Genomic DNA, 20,479 nt, shown 5'->3' on the forward strand with positions numbered 1-20,479 from the left:
GGGAACCCGATCCCGAGCGGGCAGGTCCACGGAGCCGTATGGATCCGACAGGAGTTCGCGGGATGAGCAAGACGATATTGATGGTGGTGACCAGTCACGGCGAGATCGGCGATGGCCATGCGACCGGCGTGTGGTTCGACGAGTTCTCGGTGCCGTATGACCGCTTCCGCAAGGCCGGTTTCGAGATCAAGGTGGCCAGTCCCAAGGGCGGGCCTGTCCCTCTGGATCCCAAGAGCCTGGAGTCGAATCATCCCGGCCCGGCGGCCGTCGCCGCGCAGGAGGCCCTGGATGACACGATCCATCTCGATGAAGGCATGCACCACGATGCGTACGCGGCGATCTTCTTCCCCGGCGGGCACGGGACGATGTTCGATCTCCCGGAAAACCCGCATGTGCAGCGTCTGGTGGGCGAGTTCCTGGAGAACGACAAGGTCGTGGGCGCGGTATGCCATGGGCCGGCCTGCCTGGTCGGTGCGATGCTGAAAGATGGCAGCCCGGCGGTGAAGGGGCGCAAGGTGGCCGCGTTCACCAACAGCGAGGAGAAAGCCGTTCAGCTCGATAAGGCCGTGCCGTTTCTGCTGCAGGACCGGCTCGCCGAACTGGGTGGAGAGGTCGAGACCGCCGAAGACTGGGCCGACCATGTTGTGGTGGATGGCAAACTGGTCACCGGGCAGAACCCGCAATCCAGCAAGAGTGTGGCCGACGCGATCGTGCGACTCGTTCGCGAATCGAGCTGACGGTTCTGCCTTGTGCATGCGACCGGGGCCATTGCGCCCCGGTTTTTTTGTTCATGGGATTTGAACGGGGTTCAAATCTTGGCGCGGATTCGGTACGGTGCGCCGATGGGTACCGAGAACCGCCGCCAGCGCGAACGTGAAGCACGCGAGACACTTTTTATCGAAAAGGCCCACGAGCTGATCCGCTCGGAGGGACTTCTGGCATTGCAGATGTCACGTCTGGCCGCGGCCTGCGAGTACGCGACCGGCACGCTGTACCAGCATTTCAATTCCAAGGAGGACCTGCTCGCGGCTGTCGCCACCCGGACGACGCGCCAGCGTGCCGAGGTTTTTCGGCGGATTCCGCGGCTGCCTTTGGGAACGCGTTCACGAATGCTGGCCATGGTGCTCGCGGATATTGATTTCGCACAGACGAATCCGGACTACTATCGCCTGACCCAGTTCGTTACCACGGAGGTGGTCTGGGCGAGCACGTCGGAAGTGCGCCGCGACGAGTTGCTGGAGGCGGCCCAGCCAATCAGCGAGGCGGTAACCGCGATTGTGTCCGAGGCCCGGGCCAACCAGGACCTTCCATTGGCACAGGAACTGGGCGAGGAAGAGATGGGGCTGGGTCCGTGGGCGCTGAATACCGGCATGCAGACGCTTGCCAACGCCCAGGGGTTGCTGGATGCCTACGACATCCACCGACCCTATGAACACTTGATTCGCCACACCCATGCGCTGCTGACTGGCTGGCGCTGGGAACCGCGGATCGATCCAGACGAACCCTCGGTCGTGCGCGCCGAGACGGAGCGGGTGCGCGCGGTCCTGCGCGAGTACATCCCCGAGGCAAATCCATGAGCAAGCGATTCTTTCTGATGCTGCTGGGCGTGGCCCTTGTCCTGGGCGGCATTTTTGGTTTCAAGGCCTTCGTCGATCAGCAGATCGCGGAGTTCTTCGACGAGATGCCGGAGCCGACCGCGACCATCAACGCGGCGACGGTGGAAACCGATCGCTGGGCCCCCCAGCTACGTGCGGTGGGCGATCTCGAGGCGGTTCAGGGAGCGACCCTGAGCTTCGAGGCACAGGGTATTGTGGACCGTATTCACTTTGCCAGTGGCGCGTTCGCCGAGGCGGGCGAGACACTGGTCGAGCTCGATACCGAGCTCGACGAGGCAGAGCTGGAAAGCCTGCGTGCGGAAACCGAGTTGGCGGAGCGCGAACTGGAGCGTGCACGAGGACTGATTCAGCGCGATGGCATCTCCGACTCGGAGTTCCAGCGCCGCGCCACCGAGGCGCAGCAGGCACAGGCGGCGGTGAAGGCACAGGAGGCGCGCATTCGTCAGAAGCGTTTGCGTGCGCCCTTCGATGGGCAGTTGGGCATTCGCCAGGTGAACGAGGGCCAGTTTGTCGGCCCGGGCGATCCGATCGTGGTGCTGGAGTCTCTGGATCCGCTGTATGTGAACTTCACGCTGCCCGAGCGCCGCCTGGCACTGGTCGAGCTGGGGCAGGATGTCGAGATCACCGTGGATGCCTACGGCGAGACCTTCGAGGGGCAGATCACCGCGATCGAACCGCGTGTCCGTGCGGCCTCGCGGATGTTCCGGGTGCAGGCGATGATCTCGAACGAGGATCATCGCCTGCGGCCGGGCCAGTTTGCGCGGGTGACCCTGCAGCGAGGCGAGCCGGAGGAGGGTCTGGTGGTTCCGCAGACGGCCATTCGCTTTGCGCCCTGGGGTAATTCGGTATTCGTGATCTACGAGGACGATGACGGCCAGAAGCGGGTGGAGCAGCGCCTGGTGGAGATTGGCGAACGCCGGGGTGATCTCGTGCGGGTGGTTGATGGCCTGGAAGAGGGCGACGAGATCGCGGTCAGCGGTCTGCTGAAGCTGCAGAACGATACCCCCGTGAAGGTCACGGAGGATGCTCAGCCTGACGCCGCCCGCGATCCGCGGCCGGCGAACCGCTGAGCGGACCCGAAACGATGCGCTTCACCGATATCTTCATCCAGAAGCCTGTGCTGGCCACCGTGGTCAGCCTGTTCATCCTGTTGTTCGGAGTGCGGGCGGTGTTCGACCTGAACGTGCGCCAGTTCCCCGAAGTACAGAACGCGGTGGTCACGGTCAGCACCGCTTATATCGGCGCGGATGCGGACCTGATTCAGGGGTTCATTACCACGCCGATGGAGCGCGAGATCGCCGAGGCGGAGGGCATCGACTACATCGTCTCGAACAGTCTGGCGGGCGTGAGTACCGTGCAGGCATTTCTGGAGCTCGATTACGACCCGAACCAGGCCCTGACACAGATCTCCGCTCAGGTGGACAAGATTCGCAGTGATCTGCCATCCGAAGCTGAGGACCCGGTCGTGGACCTCTCGGTGGGTGACGATGTCGCGGCCATGTACCTCTCGTTCTATTCCGAGCGACTGTCCAACAATCAGACCACGGACTACCTGATACGCGAGGTCCAGCCGGAGCTCGCCACGGTCAATGGCGTGCAGCGTGCTGAGATCCTGGGAGATCAGAGCTTTGCGATGCGTGCCTGGCTGGATGCCGATCGCATGGCGGCCTATGGCGTGACCGGGCGCGATGTTCGCTCGGCACTGGAGGGAAATAACGTCCTCTCTGCGGTGGGGCAGACCAAGGGCTCAATGGTGAGTCTGGATCTGACCGCGGATACCGACCTCCAGACGCCCGAGGCCTTCGAGGAACTGATCCTGTTCGAACGGGATGGTGACCTGGTGCGTCTCGGCGATATCGCCGAGGTGGAGCTGGGCTCGGAGAACTACGACACTTCGGTGCGCTTCAACGGTCAGGCGGCGACTTTTATTGGTATCGAGCTGGCGCCGGATGCCAATGCCCTGGAGGTGATCGCCGAGGTGCGCGAGATCTTCGAGGAACGTATCGAGCCGCGGCTACCCTCGGGGCTGGAGGGCGAGATCGTCTATGACTCCACCGAGTACATCGAGAGCGCAATCAACGAAGTACTGACAACGATCGGCCTCGCGCTGCTGATCGTGCTGTTGGTGATCTATCTGTTCCTCGGGTCGTTGCGCAGTGTGCTGATCCCGGCCGTTGCGGTACCTCTGTCCCTGATCGGCACTTTCATGCTGATGCTGCTGATGGGATTCTCGCTGAACCTGCTGACGCTGCTGGCCATGGTCCTGGCGATCGGCATCGTGGTCGATGACGCGATCATCATGCTGGAGAATATCTCGCGGCACATCGAGGAGGGAATGTCGCGCATGGATGCGGCAATCCGTGGTGCGCGCGAACTTGCCTGGCCGATCGTCGCGATGTCGACCACGCTGGTCGCGGTATTCCTGCCGCTTGGCTTCATCGGCGGCCTGACCGGTACGCTCTTCATCGAGTTCGCGTTTACTCTCGCGGCGACCGTCGTGATCTCGGGGATTGTCGCGATCACGCTGTCGCCGATGATGTGCTCGAAGATCCTGCGCGATGGCACTGTGGAACGGCGCGGGCGTATCGAGTCCTGGCTGGACGCGCGTTTCGACAGCCTGCGCGAACGCTATCGCCGACGGCTGCACGGGGCGTTGAACGACCGCTTCACCATTGCTGCGTTCGGGGCCATCGTGCTGGTGTCGTGCTATTTCCTGTTCGTGACCTCGCAGACCGAGCTGGAGCCACAGGAGGACCAGGGCTTCGCCTTTTCGATCATGGAGGGCGACGCCTACATGGGGATCGACTATCTGGAGCGCAACACGGCGCTTACCGACGGCTTCTTCGACCGCATCCCCGAACTCGACAATATCTTTATCGTGAACGGCTTTGGCGGCGGCCCCGGCATGGCCGGGGCGACCAACCAGGCCCTGGGCGGCTTTGTGATGGCGCCGTGGGACCAGCGTGAGCGTTCAACCGCGAAGATTCTGGAAGAGGATCTGCAGCCGGCGCTGGAGGGGCTGCCAGCGCTGGAGGTGTTCGCCATACAGCCGCCGCAGCTGCCGACCCCGGGACAGGGCGCGCCGATCAGCGTTGTGTTTGGGTCGACCAGTTCGTTCGAGGAGTTGAACGAGCTTAGCCAGGAGATCAAGGACCGGGCGATGGCGACAGGCCGCTTTATCTTCCTGGATACCGATCTCAACTTTGACCAGCCCCGGGTGGATCTGAAGATCGACCGCGAGCGGGCCTCGCAGCTCGGCATCGACATGGCCACGCTCAATGCCGACCTGGCCACGTACCTGTCCGGCGGCTTTGCCGGGCGGTTTGCGATGGAAAACCGCAGTTATCGAGTAATCCCGCAGGTCCAGCGTTCCGACCGCCTGACCCCGGAACAACTGGAAGAGTTATATACACGCACTGCGGATGGCGAACCGGTGCCGTTGTCCAGCATCGTGACGCTGGAGGAAACGGTCACGCCGCGCCAGCTCAACCGCTTCCAGCAGCTCAATGCCGTGACCTTGCAGGGAGTGCCGCGACCGGGTGTTACGCTGGGCGAGGCGCTGGACATCATCGACGAGATCGCGGCCGAGGTGCTTCCGCCGGATGTGAACGTGGACTATGCCGGCGAGTCGCGCCAGCTGAAGGCCGAGGGTGGGGACCTCGTCGTTACGTTCTTCTTCGCGCTGGTCGTGATCTTCCTGGTGCTGGCCGCGCAGTTCGAGTCGTTCCGTGATCCCTTGATTATTCTGACCACGGTGCCGATGTCGATTGCGGGCGCGTTGATCTTCATAAGTCTCGGCGTGACCTCGTTGAACATCTACACCCAGGTGGGACTCTTGACGCTGATTGGGTTGATCGCCAAGCACGGTATCTTGATCGTGGAGTTCGCGAACCAGTTGCAGCGACAGGGCCGACCGCTCCGGGACGCGATCGAGGAAGCGGCCAGTCTGCGTCTGCGCCCGATCCTGATGACGACGACCGCCACTGTTGTGGCCATGGTGCCGCTGCTGCTCGCCTCTGGCGCGGGCGCCGGGTCGCGCTTTGCCATGGGTCTGGTCATTGCGGCGGGAATGGCCATCGGTACGCTCTTTACCCTGTTCGTGGTGCCAGCGATCTACACTTATGTCGCCCGCGATCACTACGCCGACGCCCAGGCGCGCGGCGAGGACCCGGATCCGGCGGCTTCCGTTTGAGCCTGATCTTCGAGCGCTCGATCCGGGGCGTTGCAATAAAGGCATGCATTGACTCCGGTCATGGACTACAATCCTGCTCCGCATCCCGAGCGTCGTGCCGTTGACCCGCCAGCGCTCGTGCGAGCCGAACCCCCACGCCGGTCCGCGGACACCCGCCGACCGGCCCTTTTATAAACGAACGTCTATTGGTCGTATCTAGATTATTTATTTGTTATTAGTAGTGTGCCTTCCTAATCTAGGCGACCGTCACGATTAACCAACGCGTAGGAGAAAGCCACATGGCCGCCAAGAAGTACTCCGCGGGCGTCAAGGATTACCGCGAAACCTACTGGATGCCGGAATACATGCCGCTGGATACTGATCTGCTGGCATGTTTCAAGATTACCCCGCAGCCGGGCATCGACCGCGAAGAAGCCGCGGCTGCCGTGGCCGCCGAGTCCTCGACCGGTACCTGGACCACGGTGTGGACCGACCTCCTGACCGACATGGATTACTACAAGGGTCGGGCGTACATGATCGAGGACGTCCCGGGTGACGACGAGTCCTTCTACGCGTTCATCGCCTACCCGATCGACCTGTTCGAAGAAGGCTCGGTGGTGAACGTGTTCACCTCGCTGGTCGGTAACGTGTTCGGCTTCAAGGCCATCCGTGCCCTGCGTCTGGAAGACGTGCGCTTCCCGATGGCCTACGTGAAGACCTGCGGTGGTCCGCCCGCCGGTATCCAAGTCGAGCGTGACCGCATGAACAAGTACGGTCGTCCGCTGCTGGGCTGTACCATCAAGCCGAAGCTGGGTCTGTCCGCGAAGAACTACGGCCGTGCCGTATACGAGTGCCTGCGTGGCGGTCTCGACTTCACCAAGGATGACGAGAACATCAACTCGCAGCCGTTCATGCGCTGGCGTGACCGCTTCGAGTTCGTGCAGGAAGCGACCCTGAAGGCCGAAGCCGAAACCGGCGAGCGCAAGGGTCACTACCTGAACGTCACCGCGCCGACCCCGGAAGAGATGTACAAGCGTGCCGAGTTCGCCAAGGAGATTGGCGCACCGATCATCATGCACGACTACATCACCGGTGGCTTCTGTGCCAACACGGGCCTGGCCAACTGGTGCCGTGACAACGGCATGCTGCTGCACATCCACCGTGCCATGCACGCGGTGCTCGACCGTCATCCGAAGCACGGTATCCATTTCCGTGTGCTGGCCAAGATCCTGCGTCTGTCCGGTGGTGACCACCTGCACACCGGCACCGTGGTCGGCAAGCTGGAGGGCGACCGTGCGGCGACCTTGGGCTGGATCGACCTGCTGCGCGAATCCTTCGTGCCGGAAGACCGCTCGCGCGGCATCTTCTTCGATCAGGACTGGGGTTCCATGCCGGGTGTGTTTGCCGTGGCCTCCGGTGGTATCCACGTCTGGCACATGCCGGCCCTGGTCTCCATCTTCGGTGACGACTCCGTGCTGCAGTTCGGCGGCGGTACGCTGGGCCATCCGTGGGGCAATGCCCCGGGTGCGACGGCCAACCGCGTCGCGCTGGAGGCCTGTGTCCAGGCGCGCAACGAAGGTCGGGATATCGAGCGCGAAGGCAAGGAGATCCTGACTCAGGCGGCGCAGCACAGCCCCGAACTGAAGATCGCCATGGAAACGTGGAAAGAGATCAAGTTCGAGTTCGACACCGTCGACAAGCTGGATACCCAGCATAAGTGATCGCCCGAGTGCGGGCAGTCTGAGGGGCTGCCCGCACCCAGAGAGAACCAGAGCATAGGATTACCGACATGTCCGATATTCAGAACTTCAAGCCGGTGCAGAAGTACGAGACCTTCTCCTACTTGCCGGAGATGAACGCCGACCAGGTCCGCAAGCAGATTGAATACTGCATTGCCCAGGGCTGGAACCCGGCGATCGAGTACAGCGAGAAAGAAAACGCCATGTCCCACTACTGGTACATGTGGAAGCTTCCTTTCTTCGGCGAGCAGTCCGTGGAAGCGGTGCTGTCCGAGATCGAACAGTGCCGCCGCGCGAACCCGGGCATGATGGTGCGCTTCATTGCGTACGACAACTACGCCCAGAGCCAGGGTATGGCCTTCGTGGTTGACCGCGGTCGCTAAGACCCCGGTTCGGTAGGAGGGCTGGGGCTCTGTGCGGGCTCCAGCCATTCCACCAAGCGTTATTACCGTTGCTGCCGCCAACTGTAAGGAAGTGCCATGAGTAATCCGACATCCGCGTCTGAAGGTCTCTCGGGTCGCGAACTCGCCCGGGAACGGCGCAAGGCCATGTCTCACAATGGCAAGGCTGCCGTGAAGAAGCCCGGCCAGACCAGGGAAACGTCGCGTTCCGCCGCGGCCGCGCAGAAGGCGCGCCAGGCCCAGCCCGTTTCCGAATCGGCCCCCGAAACGCGGGAGCCGGAAGTGCACTCCAACGAATCTTCGTCGTCGACTTCGTTTGTCGCTGACGAACGCTCCCGCGAGCGACGCCCGGAGCCGGGCGCGCATGCCGGGGCCTCCAATGGCCGCCAGGCCGCCCTTGAGCGTCGCCAGAAGATGGCGCGCCAGGGCAAGAAGGCCGTCGGTCGTTCCAACACCCGTGCGCGCGCGCTCGGTGGCCTGGCCCGTGCCGGTGCCGATCGTTCACGCCAGCTCGACGCACTGGCGCAGAGCCAGGGCATGGACATCGACTGCGCGAACATGAGCGGTCGCGAAATCTGTCGTCTGCGTCGCCAGGCACTGGCAACTGACGGCAAGAAGGCCATGGCGCCGGAACCCCGCCGCGAGGATCTCCTGAAAGGCCAGGGATCGTTTGCGGAGACCCGCCAGGACGAGAAGTCCGAGCGTGACGACAGCTACACCGCCGCCTCGAGTCAGCAGGACACTGTCGTCGAGAGTGGCCTCGACCAGCTGTGCGACAAAGTGGAATCCGGCGGTGAGGCCGCTGGGCCGCATCCGATGATCTCGGAGGTTCGGGCGATCTGCATGGCCCGCCGCGAGGCCCTGGCCCAGAACGGCAAGCGGGCTACCAAGCGCCGCTTTAACGGGTCCAAGGGCCGTGGCGCCATGCCGCAGGAAGGCGCCTGGAAGGCCGCGAAGCGCAAGGGTATGTCCACCCGTGAGGTGGCCCGCCAGCGCCGCGAAGAACTGTGCACGATTGGCCGCGGTTCGTCCGATCCGGGGCGTCCTTGTGGCCGGCCGCGGGGCGAGGTCAGCGAAGCCCCGCCCAAGGTGGAAGAGGGTACGACCCTTGCCGGCGGCCACATCAGCGGTACTCAGGTCGAGGCGACCCCGAGCGTGACCGGAGCGGAAGCAGGGAGTTGCTCGAACATCACCGGAACCGAGTATCTCGGTCTGGAACACTACGAGCGTTACTGCAACGTGCGCCCAAGAGCCAACCCGGCCAAGGTGGGGCACTCTCACACAGGCCGCGGCCAGGAGGTCAGTGGGACGGAAGTCGGTCGCTCGCCGCGCGTAACTGGCGACGAGTCGGGGTCCTGCGAGGCGATCACCGGAACGGAGTATCTGAGCAGCGAGCAGTACGAGGGCTTCTGCGGAACCCGTGCGCCGGCGACCAAGCCACGGACCAGCGTGATGATTACGCGCCAGGGCGAGGGTGTCTCCGGCACTAGCGTCGGCCGCAGCCCGCGGGTAACCGGTGACGAATCCGGCTCCTGCCGTGACATCACGGGCACCGAGTACCTGAACACGCAGGCGAGCGAGGTTCCGTGCAACACGGGAAAGTCGAACGGAGCGCCGATGAAGGTCGGCGTCATGCATACGCTTCGCGGTCGTGAACTGACCGGGACCGAAGTCGGGCGCTCCTCGCGAGTCACCGGTGACGAATACGGCAGCTGCAAGCCGGTCACCGGCACCGAATACATCGGTACGGAACAGTTCAAGGGCATGTGCGGTACTCGCCCCGAGCCGACGCCGGCCAAGGTGCAGGAGCTGCACACCATGGAAGACCAGAGCGTGACGGGTACGGCCGTGGGCCGGAGCCCCAAGGTGACCGGCGACGAATCGGGTTCCTGCCGACCTCTGACCGGTACCCCGTACTACAACCAGGCAGATTTTGGCGAGCTGTGTGATCGTCCGGCCGCCGGTGGTGTGCCCAAGGTGGGCGTCATGCACACACTGCGGGGCCGGGAAGTGTCCGGCACCCAGGTGGATAGCTCGCTGCGCGTGACCGGTGACGAGTACGGTGGCTGCAAGCCGATTACCGGTACCGAGTATGTCGGCTCCGAGCATTACGACGCCTTTTGTGGAAGCCGTCCGCAGCCGGGTGCGGAGAAGGTCTCCGTGAGCCGCACCTGGAATCAGCAGAACGTCTCCGGTACGTCCGTCGGCAGGTCTTCACGGGTGACGGGGGATGAGTACGGGGCGTGCAAGCCGATTTCCGGAACGCCGTACATCGGCGCCGATCAGTACGAAACCTACTGTGACCCGCGTGACGCACAGAGCGCCCAGACCCGAGTGGCCGAACGCCACGCGACGCCCGGGCATCCGGTATCGGGCAGCCAGCCTGGCTACGACGAGCGTGTGACCGGTACCGAACGCGGCGCTTGCCAGAATGTGTCGGGCGCGCCGTACGTGGGAGCCAATGAGTTTGCCGCGACCTGTCCGTCGGCCGCGAGCAGCCTGCATCCGCGGCTGCGTCCGGAGGGTCAGGCGACTGTGGCCGCGCCGGTCGCCGAAGTGCCGGCCTACGACATGCCCCACGCCGGTTTCAGTGTGCAAAGCCCGGCCCGCGAGGCCTGGGCGCGCCGCGAACGTCGTGTGACGGGTACTGCGTACGGCGCCTCCGGTGGCATCACCGGCCCGATCAACAAGGCGACGGGTCTGGTGTCCGGTACGGAAGAGTTCCGTTATCAGCCGGATCGTCACCAGCCGGTACCGGCTCAGGCCGAAGACACGGCCAAGGTGGGCGCCGAGCGCGTGACCGTTAACGGCAGCAGCAACGGCGTGACGATTACGGGCGATGACTGGGGTCGTGGTAGCAGTGTCACCGGCACCGAAGGGTTTGCCACGCGGCGCAATGCGACGCAGAAGGGCAACCCGCGGGGTGAAGGTCGCAGTGCGTATGCCAATCGTGAGCTTGAGCGAAAGGAAGTGCCGATGAGCAAGATTACGGGCTCATCCGGGAATAGTGGCAGTGGTTCTCTCGTGACCCTGTCCGGTGGTGCCCGCGGCTAAGCGGCGAGTAAGGAGGCAATACGACCACGATGGTGCGCCGAGGCCGCCGCAAGACTTCGCCTTTTGGCACGCGCTACGCGACGCCGCGGGGAAGTGCCGCCCGCGCGCCGGCAGCACAGGCGTCCACTGGGGTGGCGTCGCAGCCTCTGGTGAGTGCGGTGCCGCCGAAGGCCGCCGCGGCACTGGAAACGCCGGCCGGGCTCAAGCCCGGGCATCCACTGGCGGATGTGGCGGATAACGAACGGCTGTATGCGTTCGAGAGCGGGTTTCGTGATCGTTTTGCGAACCTGGTGCCGGTACTGAAAGAGGTCCATGCGCTGCAGCATGAGCGGGACTTCGAGGAAAAGGCGCAGCGGATCGTCGAGGACAACCTTGGCTATCGCTTGCCGGAACGTGTCCTTGAGGATGCGTGGATCAATGATCTGGACACGCGTGAACTGTACCTGCACGGGACGTTCGAGCTGTTCGATCAGCTGGTCAACGAATACTGGGCGGGTCGGGATGACCTGGTGGACGAGGCGGAGCGCGCGATTGCGTATTTCCTCGATTGCGATTTCCACGAAGTGGACATCTCGCCCTGTTCCGATGGGCGGCTGTTGAGCCTGCGGCGCTTTATTCTGCGCCTGCCGGATCTGGCCGTTCGGGTGAAGAGCTATGCCGGGGCGCAGTTCGATATCGAGGAAGATGTGCGCCACTGGACGAAACGGGAGCTGTTGCGCTTTCGCGAAGGACGGCCGACCACGGCGGATGTGCCGAGTCGCTACCTGAAGATCGCGGCGTATCACTACAGCAGTGCGGATCCACATCACCAGGGGTGTGCGGCGCACGGCAACAGCGAACGGGATGCGGCGGATGCGGCGTTGCGGCAGCTGCGGGCGTTTCGCCAGGCGATCGAGAACACCTACTGCTGTGGGGCCTCGGTCGACACGCTGCTGATCGGCGTGGATACGGATACGGATGCAGTGAAGATCCATATTCCGGATGCCGAAACGCGCATGAGTCTGTACCGCTTCGTGGACAGCGCGAAGCTGTACCGGGAGACGCAGGACCAGGATGCCCATAACGCGGAGCTGCGCGTGTATCAGGCGATCCAGGACGCGATCCACCAGCAGGGCTGGGGACACGGGAACGGGGCACCGCACGAAGGGATGCTTCGGCTGATCTCGCGGCTGCTGCTGAACAATATCTCACAGCTCGATTACGTGGCGCGCTACCACAACGGGCACTACGCCGATGTGGGCCACCGGGAGCGGGTGATCATCGTCGGCCAGGAAGTCGAGGAGATGCAGGTACGCAACTTTGCCTACTTCGCGCATCTGGAGACGATGGAAGAAGGCGCCCACGGCATGGATGTGGGGGTAAACAAGATTTTTCGGCAGTTGAATGTCGAGCGGGGCCTGCCGGTACCAGTGGTGATCCATTACCGCTACGACCGCAAGGTGCCGGGGTCGCGCGAGCGGGTCGAGGCCCGCTGCCGGCGGATTCGCGACCAGATTATGGCGCGCTACCGCGAACTGGCCGAAAAGGGCCTGATCGGGTGCCACATGGTGATTCGCGACAAGCGCAGCGGCAGCCAATTGGAACCGCTCGCCGGTTGAGCTAACGGGACACGGAATGAAAATCTGCAAGGTAGAGAAGACGCTCGTTTCGACCAACCGGATCCGGGATCTGGGCCACCGTCCCTTGCTGGTGGTGCAGGAAAAGGCCGGCGGGCCGCGCACGGTCGCGGTGGATGCGGTCGGCTGCATCCCGGGAGACTGGGTGATCGTGGTCGGATCGTCCGCGGCGCGCGAGGCGGCCGGCAGCAAGGAATACCCCAGTGACGCGACGATCGTCGGGATCATCGATTACTGGGAGGAGCAGTAGCTCCATGGAAATTATGCAGGTGCAGGACGAACTGGTGGTGACCCGTCGCGTGGACGGACTCAAGACCACGTCGCTGCGCGTGCTGGTGGATCAAAAGGGCGCGCTGAGCGTGGCCGTGGATCCGGTGGGAGCACACCCGGGCAACTGGGTGTTCACGATCTCCGGATCGGCGGCGCGTTACGCGCTCGATGACCCCAGGGTGACAACCGATCTTACGATCGGCGGCATCATCGATCACTGGGACGATGGTGGAAAGAAGGCGGAAGGGTCGAAGGACAAGGCTGGACAAGACCAGACCGATGCACAGCGCTCTGCTAGTGCCCGCAAGGCGGCTTGAGCGTCATTTTAATTGGAAAAACTGTAACTCCAGGAGAAAGAGAAATGGCAACTGAACGTTTTGGTGTGGCGCTGGGCATGATCGAGACCCGTGGTCTGGTCCCCGCGATTGAAGCCGCCGATGCGATGACCAAGGCCTCGGAAGTGCGTCTGATCGGTCGTCAGTTCGTGGGTGGTGGTTACGTGACCGTGCTGGTCCGTGGCGAGACGGGTGCCGTGAACGCCGCCGTGCGTGCCGGTGCGGATTCCTGCGAGCGTGTGGGTGACGGTCTGGTGGCCGCGCACATCATTGCCCGCGTGCATTCCGAAGTGGAAAGCATCCTGCCCGAGCAGGTTGAAAAGTAATTCATCAGTAACGCTTGATAGGAGTTGAGTAATGGCTAGCGAAAACTTTGGTGTGGCCCTCGGCATGATCGAGACCCGTGGTCTGGTGCCGGCGATTGAAGCCGCCGATGCGATGACCAAGGCCTCGGAAGTGCGCCTGATCGGTCGTCAGTTCGTCGGTGGCGGTTACGTGACCGTTCTGGTGCGCGGCGAGACCGGCGCTGTGAACGCTGCGGTGCGTGCCGGTGCGGATTCCTGCGAGCGTGTGGGTGACGGTCTGGTGGCCGCGCACATCATTGCCCGTGTGCATTCCGAGGTGGAAAACATCCTGCCGGAAAAGCCGTAAGTCCTTACGGCGGATGAACGCTGCCGCGGCCGACTGGCCCGGCAGCCCGTTTGTAGAAGAGGTTAGCAATGGCGAGCGAAATTTCTGGTGTGGCCCTGGGCATGATCGAGACCCGTGGTCTGGTGCCGGCAATTGAAGCGGCGGATGCGATGACCAAGGCCTCGGAAGTGCGCCTGATCGGTCGTCAGTTCGTCGGTGGTGGTTACGTGACCGTGCTGGTTCGTGGCGAGACGGGTGCCGTGAACGCTGCGGTGCGTGCCGGTGCGGATTCCTGCGAGCGTGTGGGTGACGGTCTGGTGGCCGCGCACATCATTGCCCGCGTCCACTCCGAAGTGGAAAGCATCCTGCCGAAGGCCCCGACCGCCGACGGCTCGGCCAGCTGAGGCAACCTCGATGGCGGATCCGCGGATCGTGGGGTACCTGAACCGCGCGGTGGCGCATGAGCTGTCCGCGGTTCAGCAGTATCTGGCCCAGGCGCGATTGACCGCGATGTGGGGCATGAGCGATGTCAGCGAGTGCCTGCGTCGGGACGCCCAGGAGGAACTGGACCATGCGGATCGTTTCATGACCCGCATGTTTCACCATGGAGTGACTCCCAACGGGAGCCAGTTGGCGCCCGTGCGTCTGGGACGCTCGATGAGGGAGTTGCTGGAACGCAACCGCGAACTCGAGATGGAGGCCGTTCGCCTGTATGACGAGGCGGCGGTGTACTGTCGACGCGTGGGTGCCGCGGCGGATGCCGAGTTGTTCGAGAGCATTCTGGAGGATGAGCTTGAGCATGTACGGGAGATCGACGCACAGGATGCGGCCGTTCGTTAAGGACGCGCCCGTCCAACGTTCTGGAGTAGTACATGGCGGATAGCGATCTCGTGGTGCCGGCCGGGTGGGAGCCGGGCAAGGGTTCCTCGGCGACCATCAGCAAGCAGTTCACCTTTGACCGCTACGGCATCACGCGGGAGTTTCTCGATCGCGTGGCCGAGTTGTCGGAGGAGGATGGCTATCATCCCAATATCAGTTTCGGTACGACGTATGTGAACATCACCATTGATGCGCGCGACGGCGACCAGATTGGCGAGGCGGATCAACGCTTTGCCCAAGCGGTGGATCGACTGGCCAGCGAGACAACTGGCTGATCGATCATCACGTCAGAGTCCAAGGAACCGGGCCGCCCGGTTCCCCAGGAGGCTAATTCGTGGGTTCCCGGGTATTCGCGGTAGTCAATCAGAAAGGGGGCACCGGCAAGACCACCCTCTCCATGAACCTCGCCGCCGGTCTGGCGCGCCGCGGCCGGACCCTGGTCGTCGATGCGGATCCGCAGGGATCCGCCGGTCAGTGGGCGCGGATGTCCTCCGACGAGCGGCCCTTTCCAGCCTCCGTGTTCGCAGTGGCGGGCCCGCTGGAACGCGAACTCAAGGCATTGCGCAAGGATTATGATCACATCGTGGTGGACTGTCCGCCAACGCTTGAGGGTGGCGCGGTGACTGCCGCACTTGCGGGATCCGATGTCGTGTTGATCCCCGTTCTCCCTTCCCCCGTCGACCTTTGGGGCAGCGTCCGGATGGGGCGCGGCCTGGAGGAGGCGCAGATGAAAAACCGTTCGCTGCGCCCCTATATCGTGGTCAACCAGCTCGAGGTCCGCAGTGCACTTTCGCGCGCGATGAAGCACGCACTGATGGAGATCGACATCCCCGCCCTGGAGCAGTCGCTGCGGCGGCGGGCCATCTACCGGCGCTCCGCGCTGGAAGGCTGTTCCGTGTATGACCTGGGCAAGCCGGGTGAACCGGCGGCCGAGGAGATCGAAGCCATCATCGAGGAGGTGTCGCAATGAGCAATCTGCAAGACAAACTGGCGGCCGGAGTGCGCAGCGCCCGAGAAGATCAGAACAAGGACAGCAGCGCGGCCGCGGACAGCGCGCCGAAGAAGGACACGAGCACGACCCCCGCGAGTGCTCAAAGCCGTCCGGCGGCGAGCACCAAGGCGGGTGCGACAAAGAAGGCCGCAGCCCCCAAGCGTTCGACCCGTAAAACGGCGACCCGCAAGGCCTCCACGACCAAGCGCAAGGCTCCGGCCCGAAAGCCCGCGGCACAGTCCGCGCGCAAGGCGACCCCAGCCAAATCCGGTGGATCTGCTCCGAGCAGCCGGGGACGTCGGTCAGCCGAGCTGGATCCGAACAAGGCCAAGGCAACGGCCGACGAGCCGTGGAAGAATCTGCACCCGAATCGTATCTGGCCGGACTAGGGCTGGGTGGTTCGGGGCCGGGGATGGCCGGGGAAGCAGCGATCCCGGCCCCCGGCCTTTTTTGATTGAGGAGTCTGGGCAATGCAAGACGATCTGCGCGATCACCTGATCACGGAAGAGCCGTATTACCAGCCGGTCGCGGACGAGATCGAGCTGTACGAAGCGGCGTACTCGGTGCGCATGCCGATGATGCTGAAGGGACCGACGGGGTGCGGGAAGACCCGCTTCGTCGAGCACATGGCCTGGAAGCTCGGCAAGCCGCTGATCACGGTCGCCTGTAACGAGGACATGACTGCATCCGATCTGGTGGGACGCTACCTGCTGGATGCCGATGGCACGCGCTGGCAGGACGGCCCGCTGACCCTGGCCGCGCGCCATGGTGCGATCTGCTATCTCGACGAGATCGTCGAGGCCCGGCAGGACACCACGGTGGTGATCCATCCGCTGACCGACAACCGCCGTGTGCTGCCGCTGGAGAAGAAGGGCGAGATGGTCCAGGCGCACGCGGACTTCCAGGTCGTCATTTCCTACAACCCGGGTTATCAGAGCCTGATGAAGGATTTGAAACAGTCGACCAAGCAGCGCTTCGGCGCGCTGGATTTCGACTATCCGGGTCACGAGACCGAGGCGAAGATCGTCGCCCACGAGGGAAAGATTAACGAGGAGATGGCCGGCAAACTGGTCAGCGTGGCCGAGCGCGCGCGCAACCTGAAGGGCCATGGTCTGGACGAGGGCATCTCCACCCGCATGCTGGTCTACGCCGCCTCGCTGATCGCCAAGGGGGTGGAGCCGCTGGGTGCGTGCCGCATGGCCCTGGTGCGCCCGATCACCGACGATCCGGACATGCGCGACGCGCTGGATTCGGCCGTCACCACGTTCTTCTAGCGCAGCTCGGGGCGCCAAACCCATGAGCATCCATCTGGAGGACTACCAGGACCTCCTTGACGATCTGGGGAACCACGCCGCGGGGGTGCTGGAAAGTTCCTGGCAGGAGGCCAGCCGCGCCTTCAGCGCCAGCGGGCTCAAGCGCTACTACCTTGAAGGTGCGCGTAGTCTCCAGGCCCTGGGGCGCGGTTCCGAGATGGTCGTGGCCTTTGTGCAGGAGGCCCCGGCACTGGCCCAGGAGCTGGGCGAGGATGCGGTTGCGGAACTGCTCAGCTCCGCGATCAAGATGTACTCCAAGACCTCCGCGGCGGTCATCACCCTGGTGATCGAGACAAGCCCGGTTGCGGCCCAGCGCTTGGGGGACTATTCGCTGTTCGAAGGTTATCTGCGCCTGCTGGACAACCTGCTGGGGCAGGCGCCGCGTGGCGTGCGTCCGATGCTGGAGCACCTGGACGAACTGCTGACCCACCTGACGCTGGGCGGGCTGAGGCGTTGGGCCTCGTGGGGTGCGCAGGCACACCGCACGGACCTGGAGGCCCAGATTGCCTACTTCGGCCTGGAGTCGCCGGAGTCACGCTCGGTGTTCCAGAAGGAGCGCCGCGGCACGCTGTTCGTGGACGTGCAGCGGCGCATCAACCTCTACTTGCGCTCGCTGTGGGCACGTGATTTCTTCATGCGCCCGACCAGTGGCGACTTCGAGTCCCGTGAGGGGTACCGCCCCTACATCGACGGCTTCACGATCTTCCTCCCGGATGCCTATGACGATGTCGAGGGCCTGACCGGGCTGGATCTCTATCGCGCGGCGGCCGCGCATGCGGCGTCGCATGTGGTGCACACCCGCGAGATGCAGCCGGAGGAAGCCCCGCGGGGCGTGGTCGGCATCCTGACCGAACTGTTCGAGGACGCGCGCGTCGAGTCCCTGGCCATCGCCGCCTTCCCGGGCCTGCGCCAGATCTGGGTGCCACTGCATACCGCCACGGCGGAGGATGGCGAGACACCGCAGGCACTGCTGGCGCGCACCGCGCGTGCCCTGCTCGATCCCGATTGCCACGACCCGCATGCGTTCGTGCAGAAGGCCGTGAGTGCGTTTGCGAAGCGCATGGACGATCTCGAGGCCGCAGGGTTCGCCCGCGAGCTGGCCGAAGCGCTGGCGCCCGAGTTCCCCGAGCAGGGCTACATGAATCCGGCCAAGGTCGCGCCGGATGTCCTCTATCGGGACGACAACCGCTATCTCTGGAACTTCGGCCGCGAGGAGGAAGAGGCGGAGGTCCTGGCTGCGCATGGCTCCGGGCAGGAGCGTTTCTACGTCACCCCGATGCAGATGATCAATACGCTGGACGTGCCGAATGCCGGCGACGATGCCCAGCAGATCCTGGTGCTGGCGACCGAGTGGTTCCGCGACGGCGAAAACGAAAGCATCAACCAGCAGGAGGGCAAGGAGCCGATTTCCCTGCCGTTCCACTATCACGAGTGGGACTACCAGATGCAGTTGGAACGGCCGCACTGGGTCACGCTGCTGGAGCGGCGCCCGAAAAAGGGCGAGATCGAGGAAATCGAGGCCATCTACGACAAGCACAAGCCGCTGGTCTCGCGCCTCAAATTCCTGATCGAGGCGATGCAGCCCCAGGGCGTGCAGCGCATGCGCAAGCAGCCGGAGGGCGACGAGCTGGACGTGAACGCGCTGGTCGAGGCACAGATCGATGTCCGCATGCGGCGCCAGCCCGACGAGCGCATCTATGTGCGCAATCTGCGCCATGTGCGCGACCTGTCCGTGCTGGTGTTGCTGGATCTGTCGGAATCGACCAACGAGACGATCGGCGACGGCGAGACGACCGTGGTGCAACTGGCACGCGAGGCGGCCACGCTGCTGTCCGGTGCGATCTCGCGCATTGGCGACCCGTTCGCCATCCATGGCTTCGCCTCCGACGGGCGCCACGATGTCGAGTACTACCGCTTCAAGGATTTCGACGCCCCGTTCGACGATACCGCGAAGGCCCGCCTCGCCGGGATGCAGGGCCAGCTCTCCACCCGCATGGGGGCGGCCATTCGCCACGCCGGCCAGCAGCTGCACAACCAGGGCACGGCGAAGAAGCTGTTGCTGATCATCACCGACGGCGAGCCGGCGGATACCGATGTTCGCGACCCGCAGTACCTGCGTCAGGATGCGAAGCGGGCGGTGGAGGAGGTTGGGCGCAAGGGGGTGTACACCTTCTGTATGAGCCTCGATCCGAACGCCGACGAGTACGTGGAGCGGATCTTCGGGGCCCAGCACTTCATGGTGCTGGACCAGATCGACCGGCTGCCGGAGAAGCTGCCGATGCTGTACGCGGGCCTCACGCGGTAAACGATACCTCACGTATGTCCCAGTCCCCTACGCCAAAGGAGTCCGGTCTCCCGCAGGTGATGCTCAAGTCGGAGCTGCCGGCGCACCTGATCCGGCACGCCACGCTGCGTCAGCTGCAGGTGTTCGAGGCGATCGTGCGCTTGGGGAGCTTTACCCGCGCGGCGGAAGAACTGCATCTGACCCAGCCAACGGTCTCGATCCAGATCAAGAAGCTCTCCACGGCGCTGGGGCTCCCCCTGTTTGAATATGTGGGGCGCAAGGCCTTCCCGACCGAGGTCGGTCTGCTGCTGTACGACACCTGCCGCGAGATGCTCGGCGCATTGACCAATCTCGAGATGAAACTGGCCGAAATGCACGGCCTCAAGCGCGGGCGTCTGCGTCTGGCGGTGATTACCACGGCGCAGTACTTCGCGCCGAGCATCCTCGGACAGTTCGCCCGGCGGTATCCCGATATCGAGCTGTCGCTGGAGGTCAGCAACTTTGACCGGGTGCTGGAGCGGCTGTCGAACAACGACGACGACCTCTACATCATCGGGCATGTCCCCGAGCGGCTGACCGATGTCGCCGTGCACCCGTTCGCGCCCAATCCGCTGGTGGTGATGGCCAGCCGCGACCACCCGCTGGTCGGTCGGCGCAATATCCCGCTGAAGGAGCTGGAGCAGGAGACGTTCCTGATGCGCGAGCCCGGCTCGGGTATCCGCGAGGCGACGCTCAAGCTGTTCCAGGAGCACGGGATCAGCCCGCCCGTGCGCATGGAACTGGGCAGTAACGAGGCGATCAAGCAGGCAGTGATCGGTGGCCTGGGGATTGCCGTGCTGTCGCTGCACACCCTGAGCGCCGAAGGGGCCGAAGGCCCGGTGGCGCTGCTGGATGTGGAACATTTCCCCATCCATCGCCAGTGGCACATCGTCTACCCGAAGAAGAAGGTCCTGTCCGTTGTCGCCCAGACCTTTCTCGACTTCGCCATCCAGGACGAGGCCCGGGTGCGCGGGCAGGTCGAGGACCTGCTGGCCGCGTTCAAGGCCCAGGCCGGCTGACTGGCGGCCATGACAGGCCCGGGAGGGTCCCTTGGGAAACGCTGATTGATCGGCGTTTCCCTGCGGCACGGGGATGTGCCGCCGGAATCGACCACCGTAGGCGGTTGATTCCGAAGCAAGCT

General features: G+C 64.0%; 20 protein-coding genes. All 20 read left to right on the plus strand.

The genetic code is table 11. The features are described from left to right. Window positions 1–62 precede the first annotated feature (62 nt). The 20 genes from C935_RS0107030 (at window position 63) to C935_RS0107125 (ending at window position 20,357) form a co-directional block, all read left to right on the plus strand. The gene (locus C935_RS0107030) at window positions 63–737 is read left to right on the plus strand and encodes a type 1 glutamine amidotransferase domain-containing protein (protein WP_018861811.1); all 675 of its coding nucleotides are present in this window, start codon (window positions 63–65) and stop codon (window positions 735–737) included. Window positions 738–842: 105 nt separating this feature from the next. Further along, window positions 843–1,577 carry a TetR/AcrR family transcriptional regulator gene (locus C935_RS0107035; RefSeq protein ID WP_018861812.1) on the plus strand — a complete coding sequence of 245 codons (735 nt, stop codon included), beginning with the start codon at window positions 843–845 and terminating at the stop codon, window positions 1,575–1,577. After that, entirely contained in the window at window positions 1,574–2,686 is a 1,113-nt protein-coding gene (locus tag C935_RS0107040) for an efflux RND transporter periplasmic adaptor subunit (RefSeq protein WP_018861813.1), read from the plus strand. The genes C935_RS0107035 and C935_RS0107040 overlap by 4 nt, the downstream gene beginning before the upstream one ends. Before the next feature lie 14 nt (window positions 2,687–2,700). After that, a complete protein-coding gene (locus C935_RS0107045; RefSeq protein WP_018861814.1) occupies window positions 2,701–5,808 on the plus strand; it encodes an efflux RND transporter permease subunit in 3,108 nt (1,035 codons plus the stop codon). A gap of 278 nt (window positions 5,809–6,086) precedes the next feature. After that, window positions 6,087–7,508, plus strand: a complete 1,422-nt coding sequence (locus C935_RS0107050) for a form I ribulose bisphosphate carboxylase large subunit (protein WP_018861815.1) — start codon at window positions 6,087–6,089, stop codon at window positions 7,506–7,508. A gap of 68 nt (window positions 7,509–7,576) precedes the next feature. Then, window positions 7,577–7,909: a ribulose bisphosphate carboxylase small subunit gene (locus C935_RS0107055; RefSeq protein ID WP_018861816.1), complete on the plus strand. Its 333-nt coding sequence runs from the start codon at window positions 7,577–7,579 to the stop codon at window positions 7,907–7,909. A gap of 165 nt (window positions 7,910–8,074) precedes the next feature. Continuing rightward, on the plus strand, window positions 8,075–10,981 hold the full coding sequence (locus C935_RS0107060; RefSeq protein WP_018861817.1) for a CsoS2 family carboxysome shell protein: 2,907 nt from the start codon (window positions 8,075–8,077) through the stop codon (window positions 10,979–10,981). Between the two features lie 29 nt (window positions 10,982–11,010). Then, window positions 11,011–12,579: a carboxysome shell carbonic anhydrase gene (locus tag C935_RS0107065; RefSeq protein WP_369771392.1), complete on the plus strand. Its 1,569-nt coding sequence runs from the start codon at window positions 11,011–11,013 to the stop codon at window positions 12,577–12,579. A gap of 16 nt (window positions 12,580–12,595) precedes the next feature. Then, entirely contained in the window at window positions 12,596–12,847 is a 252-nt protein-coding gene (locus C935_RS0107070) for a carboxysome peptide A (protein ID WP_018861819.1), read from the plus strand. Between the two features lie 4 nt (window positions 12,848–12,851). Further along, window positions 12,852–13,184, plus strand: a complete 333-nt coding sequence (locus tag C935_RS0107075) for a carboxysome peptide B (protein WP_018861820.1) — start codon at window positions 12,852–12,854, stop codon at window positions 13,182–13,184. Between the two features lie 44 nt (window positions 13,185–13,228). Next, the gene (locus tag C935_RS0107080; protein ID WP_012982275.1) at window positions 13,229–13,528 is read left to right on the plus strand and encodes a BMC domain-containing protein; all 300 of its coding nucleotides are present in this window, start codon (window positions 13,229–13,231) and stop codon (window positions 13,526–13,528) included. 31 nt (window positions 13,529–13,559) lie between these two features. Then, entirely contained in the window at window positions 13,560–13,853 is a 294-nt protein-coding gene (locus C935_RS0107085) for a BMC domain-containing protein (RefSeq protein ID WP_012982276.1), read from the plus strand. A gap of 68 nt (window positions 13,854–13,921) precedes the next feature. Next, a complete protein-coding gene (locus C935_RS0107090) occupies window positions 13,922–14,236 on the plus strand; it encodes a BMC domain-containing protein (protein WP_012982277.1) in 315 nt (104 codons plus the stop codon). A 10-nt stretch (window positions 14,237–14,246) separates the two neighbouring features. Continuing rightward, a complete protein-coding gene (locus C935_RS0107095) occupies window positions 14,247–14,672 on the plus strand; it encodes a bacterioferritin (protein ID WP_018861822.1) in 426 nt (141 codons plus the stop codon). A gap of 32 nt (window positions 14,673–14,704) precedes the next feature. After that, complete coding sequence (locus C935_RS0107100) at window positions 14,705–14,986, plus strand: 4a-hydroxytetrahydrobiopterin dehydratase (RefSeq protein ID WP_018861823.1); 282 nt, start codon at window positions 14,705–14,707, stop codon at window positions 14,984–14,986. A gap of 59 nt (window positions 14,987–15,045) precedes the next feature. Further along, on the plus strand, window positions 15,046–15,681 hold the full coding sequence (gene parA / locus C935_RS0107105) for a ParA family partition ATPase (RefSeq protein ID WP_018861824.1): 636 nt from the start codon (window positions 15,046–15,048) through the stop codon (window positions 15,679–15,681). Beyond that, window positions 15,678–16,091, plus strand: coding sequence for a hypothetical protein (locus tag C935_RS0107110; RefSeq protein ID WP_018861825.1), 414 nt, complete (start codon window positions 15,678–15,680; stop codon window positions 16,089–16,091). The genes parA and C935_RS0107110 overlap by 4 nt, the downstream gene beginning before the upstream one ends. Window positions 16,092–16,172: 81 nt before the next feature. Continuing rightward, window positions 16,173–16,976 (plus strand): CbbQ/NirQ/NorQ/GpvN family protein, encoded by an 804-nt coding sequence (locus tag C935_RS0107115; RefSeq protein ID WP_018861826.1) that lies wholly within the window; start codon window positions 16,173–16,175, stop codon window positions 16,974–16,976. 22 nt (window positions 16,977–16,998) lie between these two features. Further along, a complete protein-coding gene (locus C935_RS0107120; RefSeq protein WP_018861827.1) occupies window positions 16,999–19,320 on the plus strand; it encodes a nitric oxide reductase activation protein NorD in 2,322 nt (773 codons plus the stop codon). A gap of 59 nt (window positions 19,321–19,379) precedes the next feature. Next, window positions 19,380–20,357: a LysR family transcriptional regulator gene (locus C935_RS0107125; RefSeq protein ID WP_018138841.1), complete on the plus strand. Its 978-nt coding sequence runs from the start codon at window positions 19,380–19,382 to the stop codon at window positions 20,355–20,357. Window positions 20,358–20,479 lie beyond the last annotated feature (122 nt).

Origin of the sequence: Thioalkalivibrio sp. ALJ3 (genome assembly GCF_000377205.1) — a bacterium.
Classification (GTDB): domain Bacteria; phylum Pseudomonadota; class Gammaproteobacteria; order Ectothiorhodospirales; family Ectothiorhodospiraceae; genus Thioalkalivibrio.

Excerpts from the sequence above, each read along its gene's own strand:
- C935_RS0107065 (WP_369771392.1), top strand. The coding sequence starts at position 11,011 with ATGGTGCGCCGAGGCCGCCGCAAGACTTCGCCTTTTGGCACGCGCTAC.
- C935_RS0107045 (WP_018861814.1), top strand. The coding sequence starts at position 2,701 with ATGCGCTTCACCGATATCTTCATCCAGAAGCCTGTGCTGGCCACCGTG.
- C935_RS0107030 (WP_018861811.1), top strand. The coding sequence starts at position 63 with ATGAGCAAGACGATATTGATGGTGGTGACCAGTCACGGCGAGATCGGC.
- C935_RS0107115 (WP_018861826.1), top strand. The coding sequence starts at position 16,173 with ATGCAAGACGATCTGCGCGATCACCTGATCACGGAAGAGCCGTATTAC.
- C935_RS0107125 (WP_018138841.1), top strand. The coding sequence starts at position 19,380 with ATGCTCAAGTCGGAGCTGCCGGCGCACCTGATCCGGCACGCCACGCTG.
- C935_RS0107050 (WP_018861815.1), top strand. The coding sequence starts at position 6,087 with ATGGCCGCCAAGAAGTACTCCGCGGGCGTCAAGGATTACCGCGAAACC.
- C935_RS0107060 (WP_018861817.1), top strand. The coding sequence starts at position 8,075 with ATGTCTCACAATGGCAAGGCTGCCGTGAAGAAGCCCGGCCAGACCAGG.
- C935_RS0107035 (WP_018861812.1), top strand. The coding sequence starts at position 843 with ATGGGTACCGAGAACCGCCGCCAGCGCGAACGTGAAGCACGCGAGACA.
- C935_RS0107070 (WP_018861819.1), top strand. The coding sequence starts at position 12,596 with ATGAAAATCTGCAAGGTAGAGAAGACGCTCGTTTCGACCAACCGGATC.
- C935_RS0107075 (WP_018861820.1), top strand. The coding sequence starts at position 12,852 with ATGGAAATTATGCAGGTGCAGGACGAACTGGTGGTGACCCGTCGCGTG.
- C935_RS0107055 (WP_018861816.1), top strand. The coding sequence starts at position 7,577 with ATGTCCGATATTCAGAACTTCAAGCCGGTGCAGAAGTACGAGACCTTC.
- C935_RS0107095 (WP_018861822.1), top strand. The coding sequence starts at position 14,247 with ATGGCGGATCCGCGGATCGTGGGGTACCTGAACCGCGCGGTGGCGCAT.
- C935_RS0107090 (WP_012982277.1), top strand. The coding sequence starts at position 13,922 with ATGGCGAGCGAAATTTCTGGTGTGGCCCTGGGCATGATCGAGACCCGT.
- C935_RS0107040 (WP_018861813.1), top strand. The coding sequence starts at position 1,574 with ATGAGCAAGCGATTCTTTCTGATGCTGCTGGGCGTGGCCCTTGTCCTG.
- C935_RS0107110 (WP_018861825.1), top strand. The coding sequence starts at position 15,678 with ATGAGCAATCTGCAAGACAAACTGGCGGCCGGAGTGCGCAGCGCCCGA.
- C935_RS0107085 (WP_012982276.1), top strand. The coding sequence starts at position 13,560 with ATGGCTAGCGAAAACTTTGGTGTGGCCCTCGGCATGATCGAGACCCGT.
- C935_RS0107120 (WP_018861827.1), top strand. The coding sequence starts at position 16,999 with ATGAGCATCCATCTGGAGGACTACCAGGACCTCCTTGACGATCTGGGG.
- C935_RS0107080 (WP_012982275.1), top strand. The coding sequence starts at position 13,229 with ATGGCAACTGAACGTTTTGGTGTGGCGCTGGGCATGATCGAGACCCGT.
- C935_RS0107100 (WP_018861823.1), top strand. The coding sequence starts at position 14,705 with ATGGCGGATAGCGATCTCGTGGTGCCGGCCGGGTGGGAGCCGGGCAAG.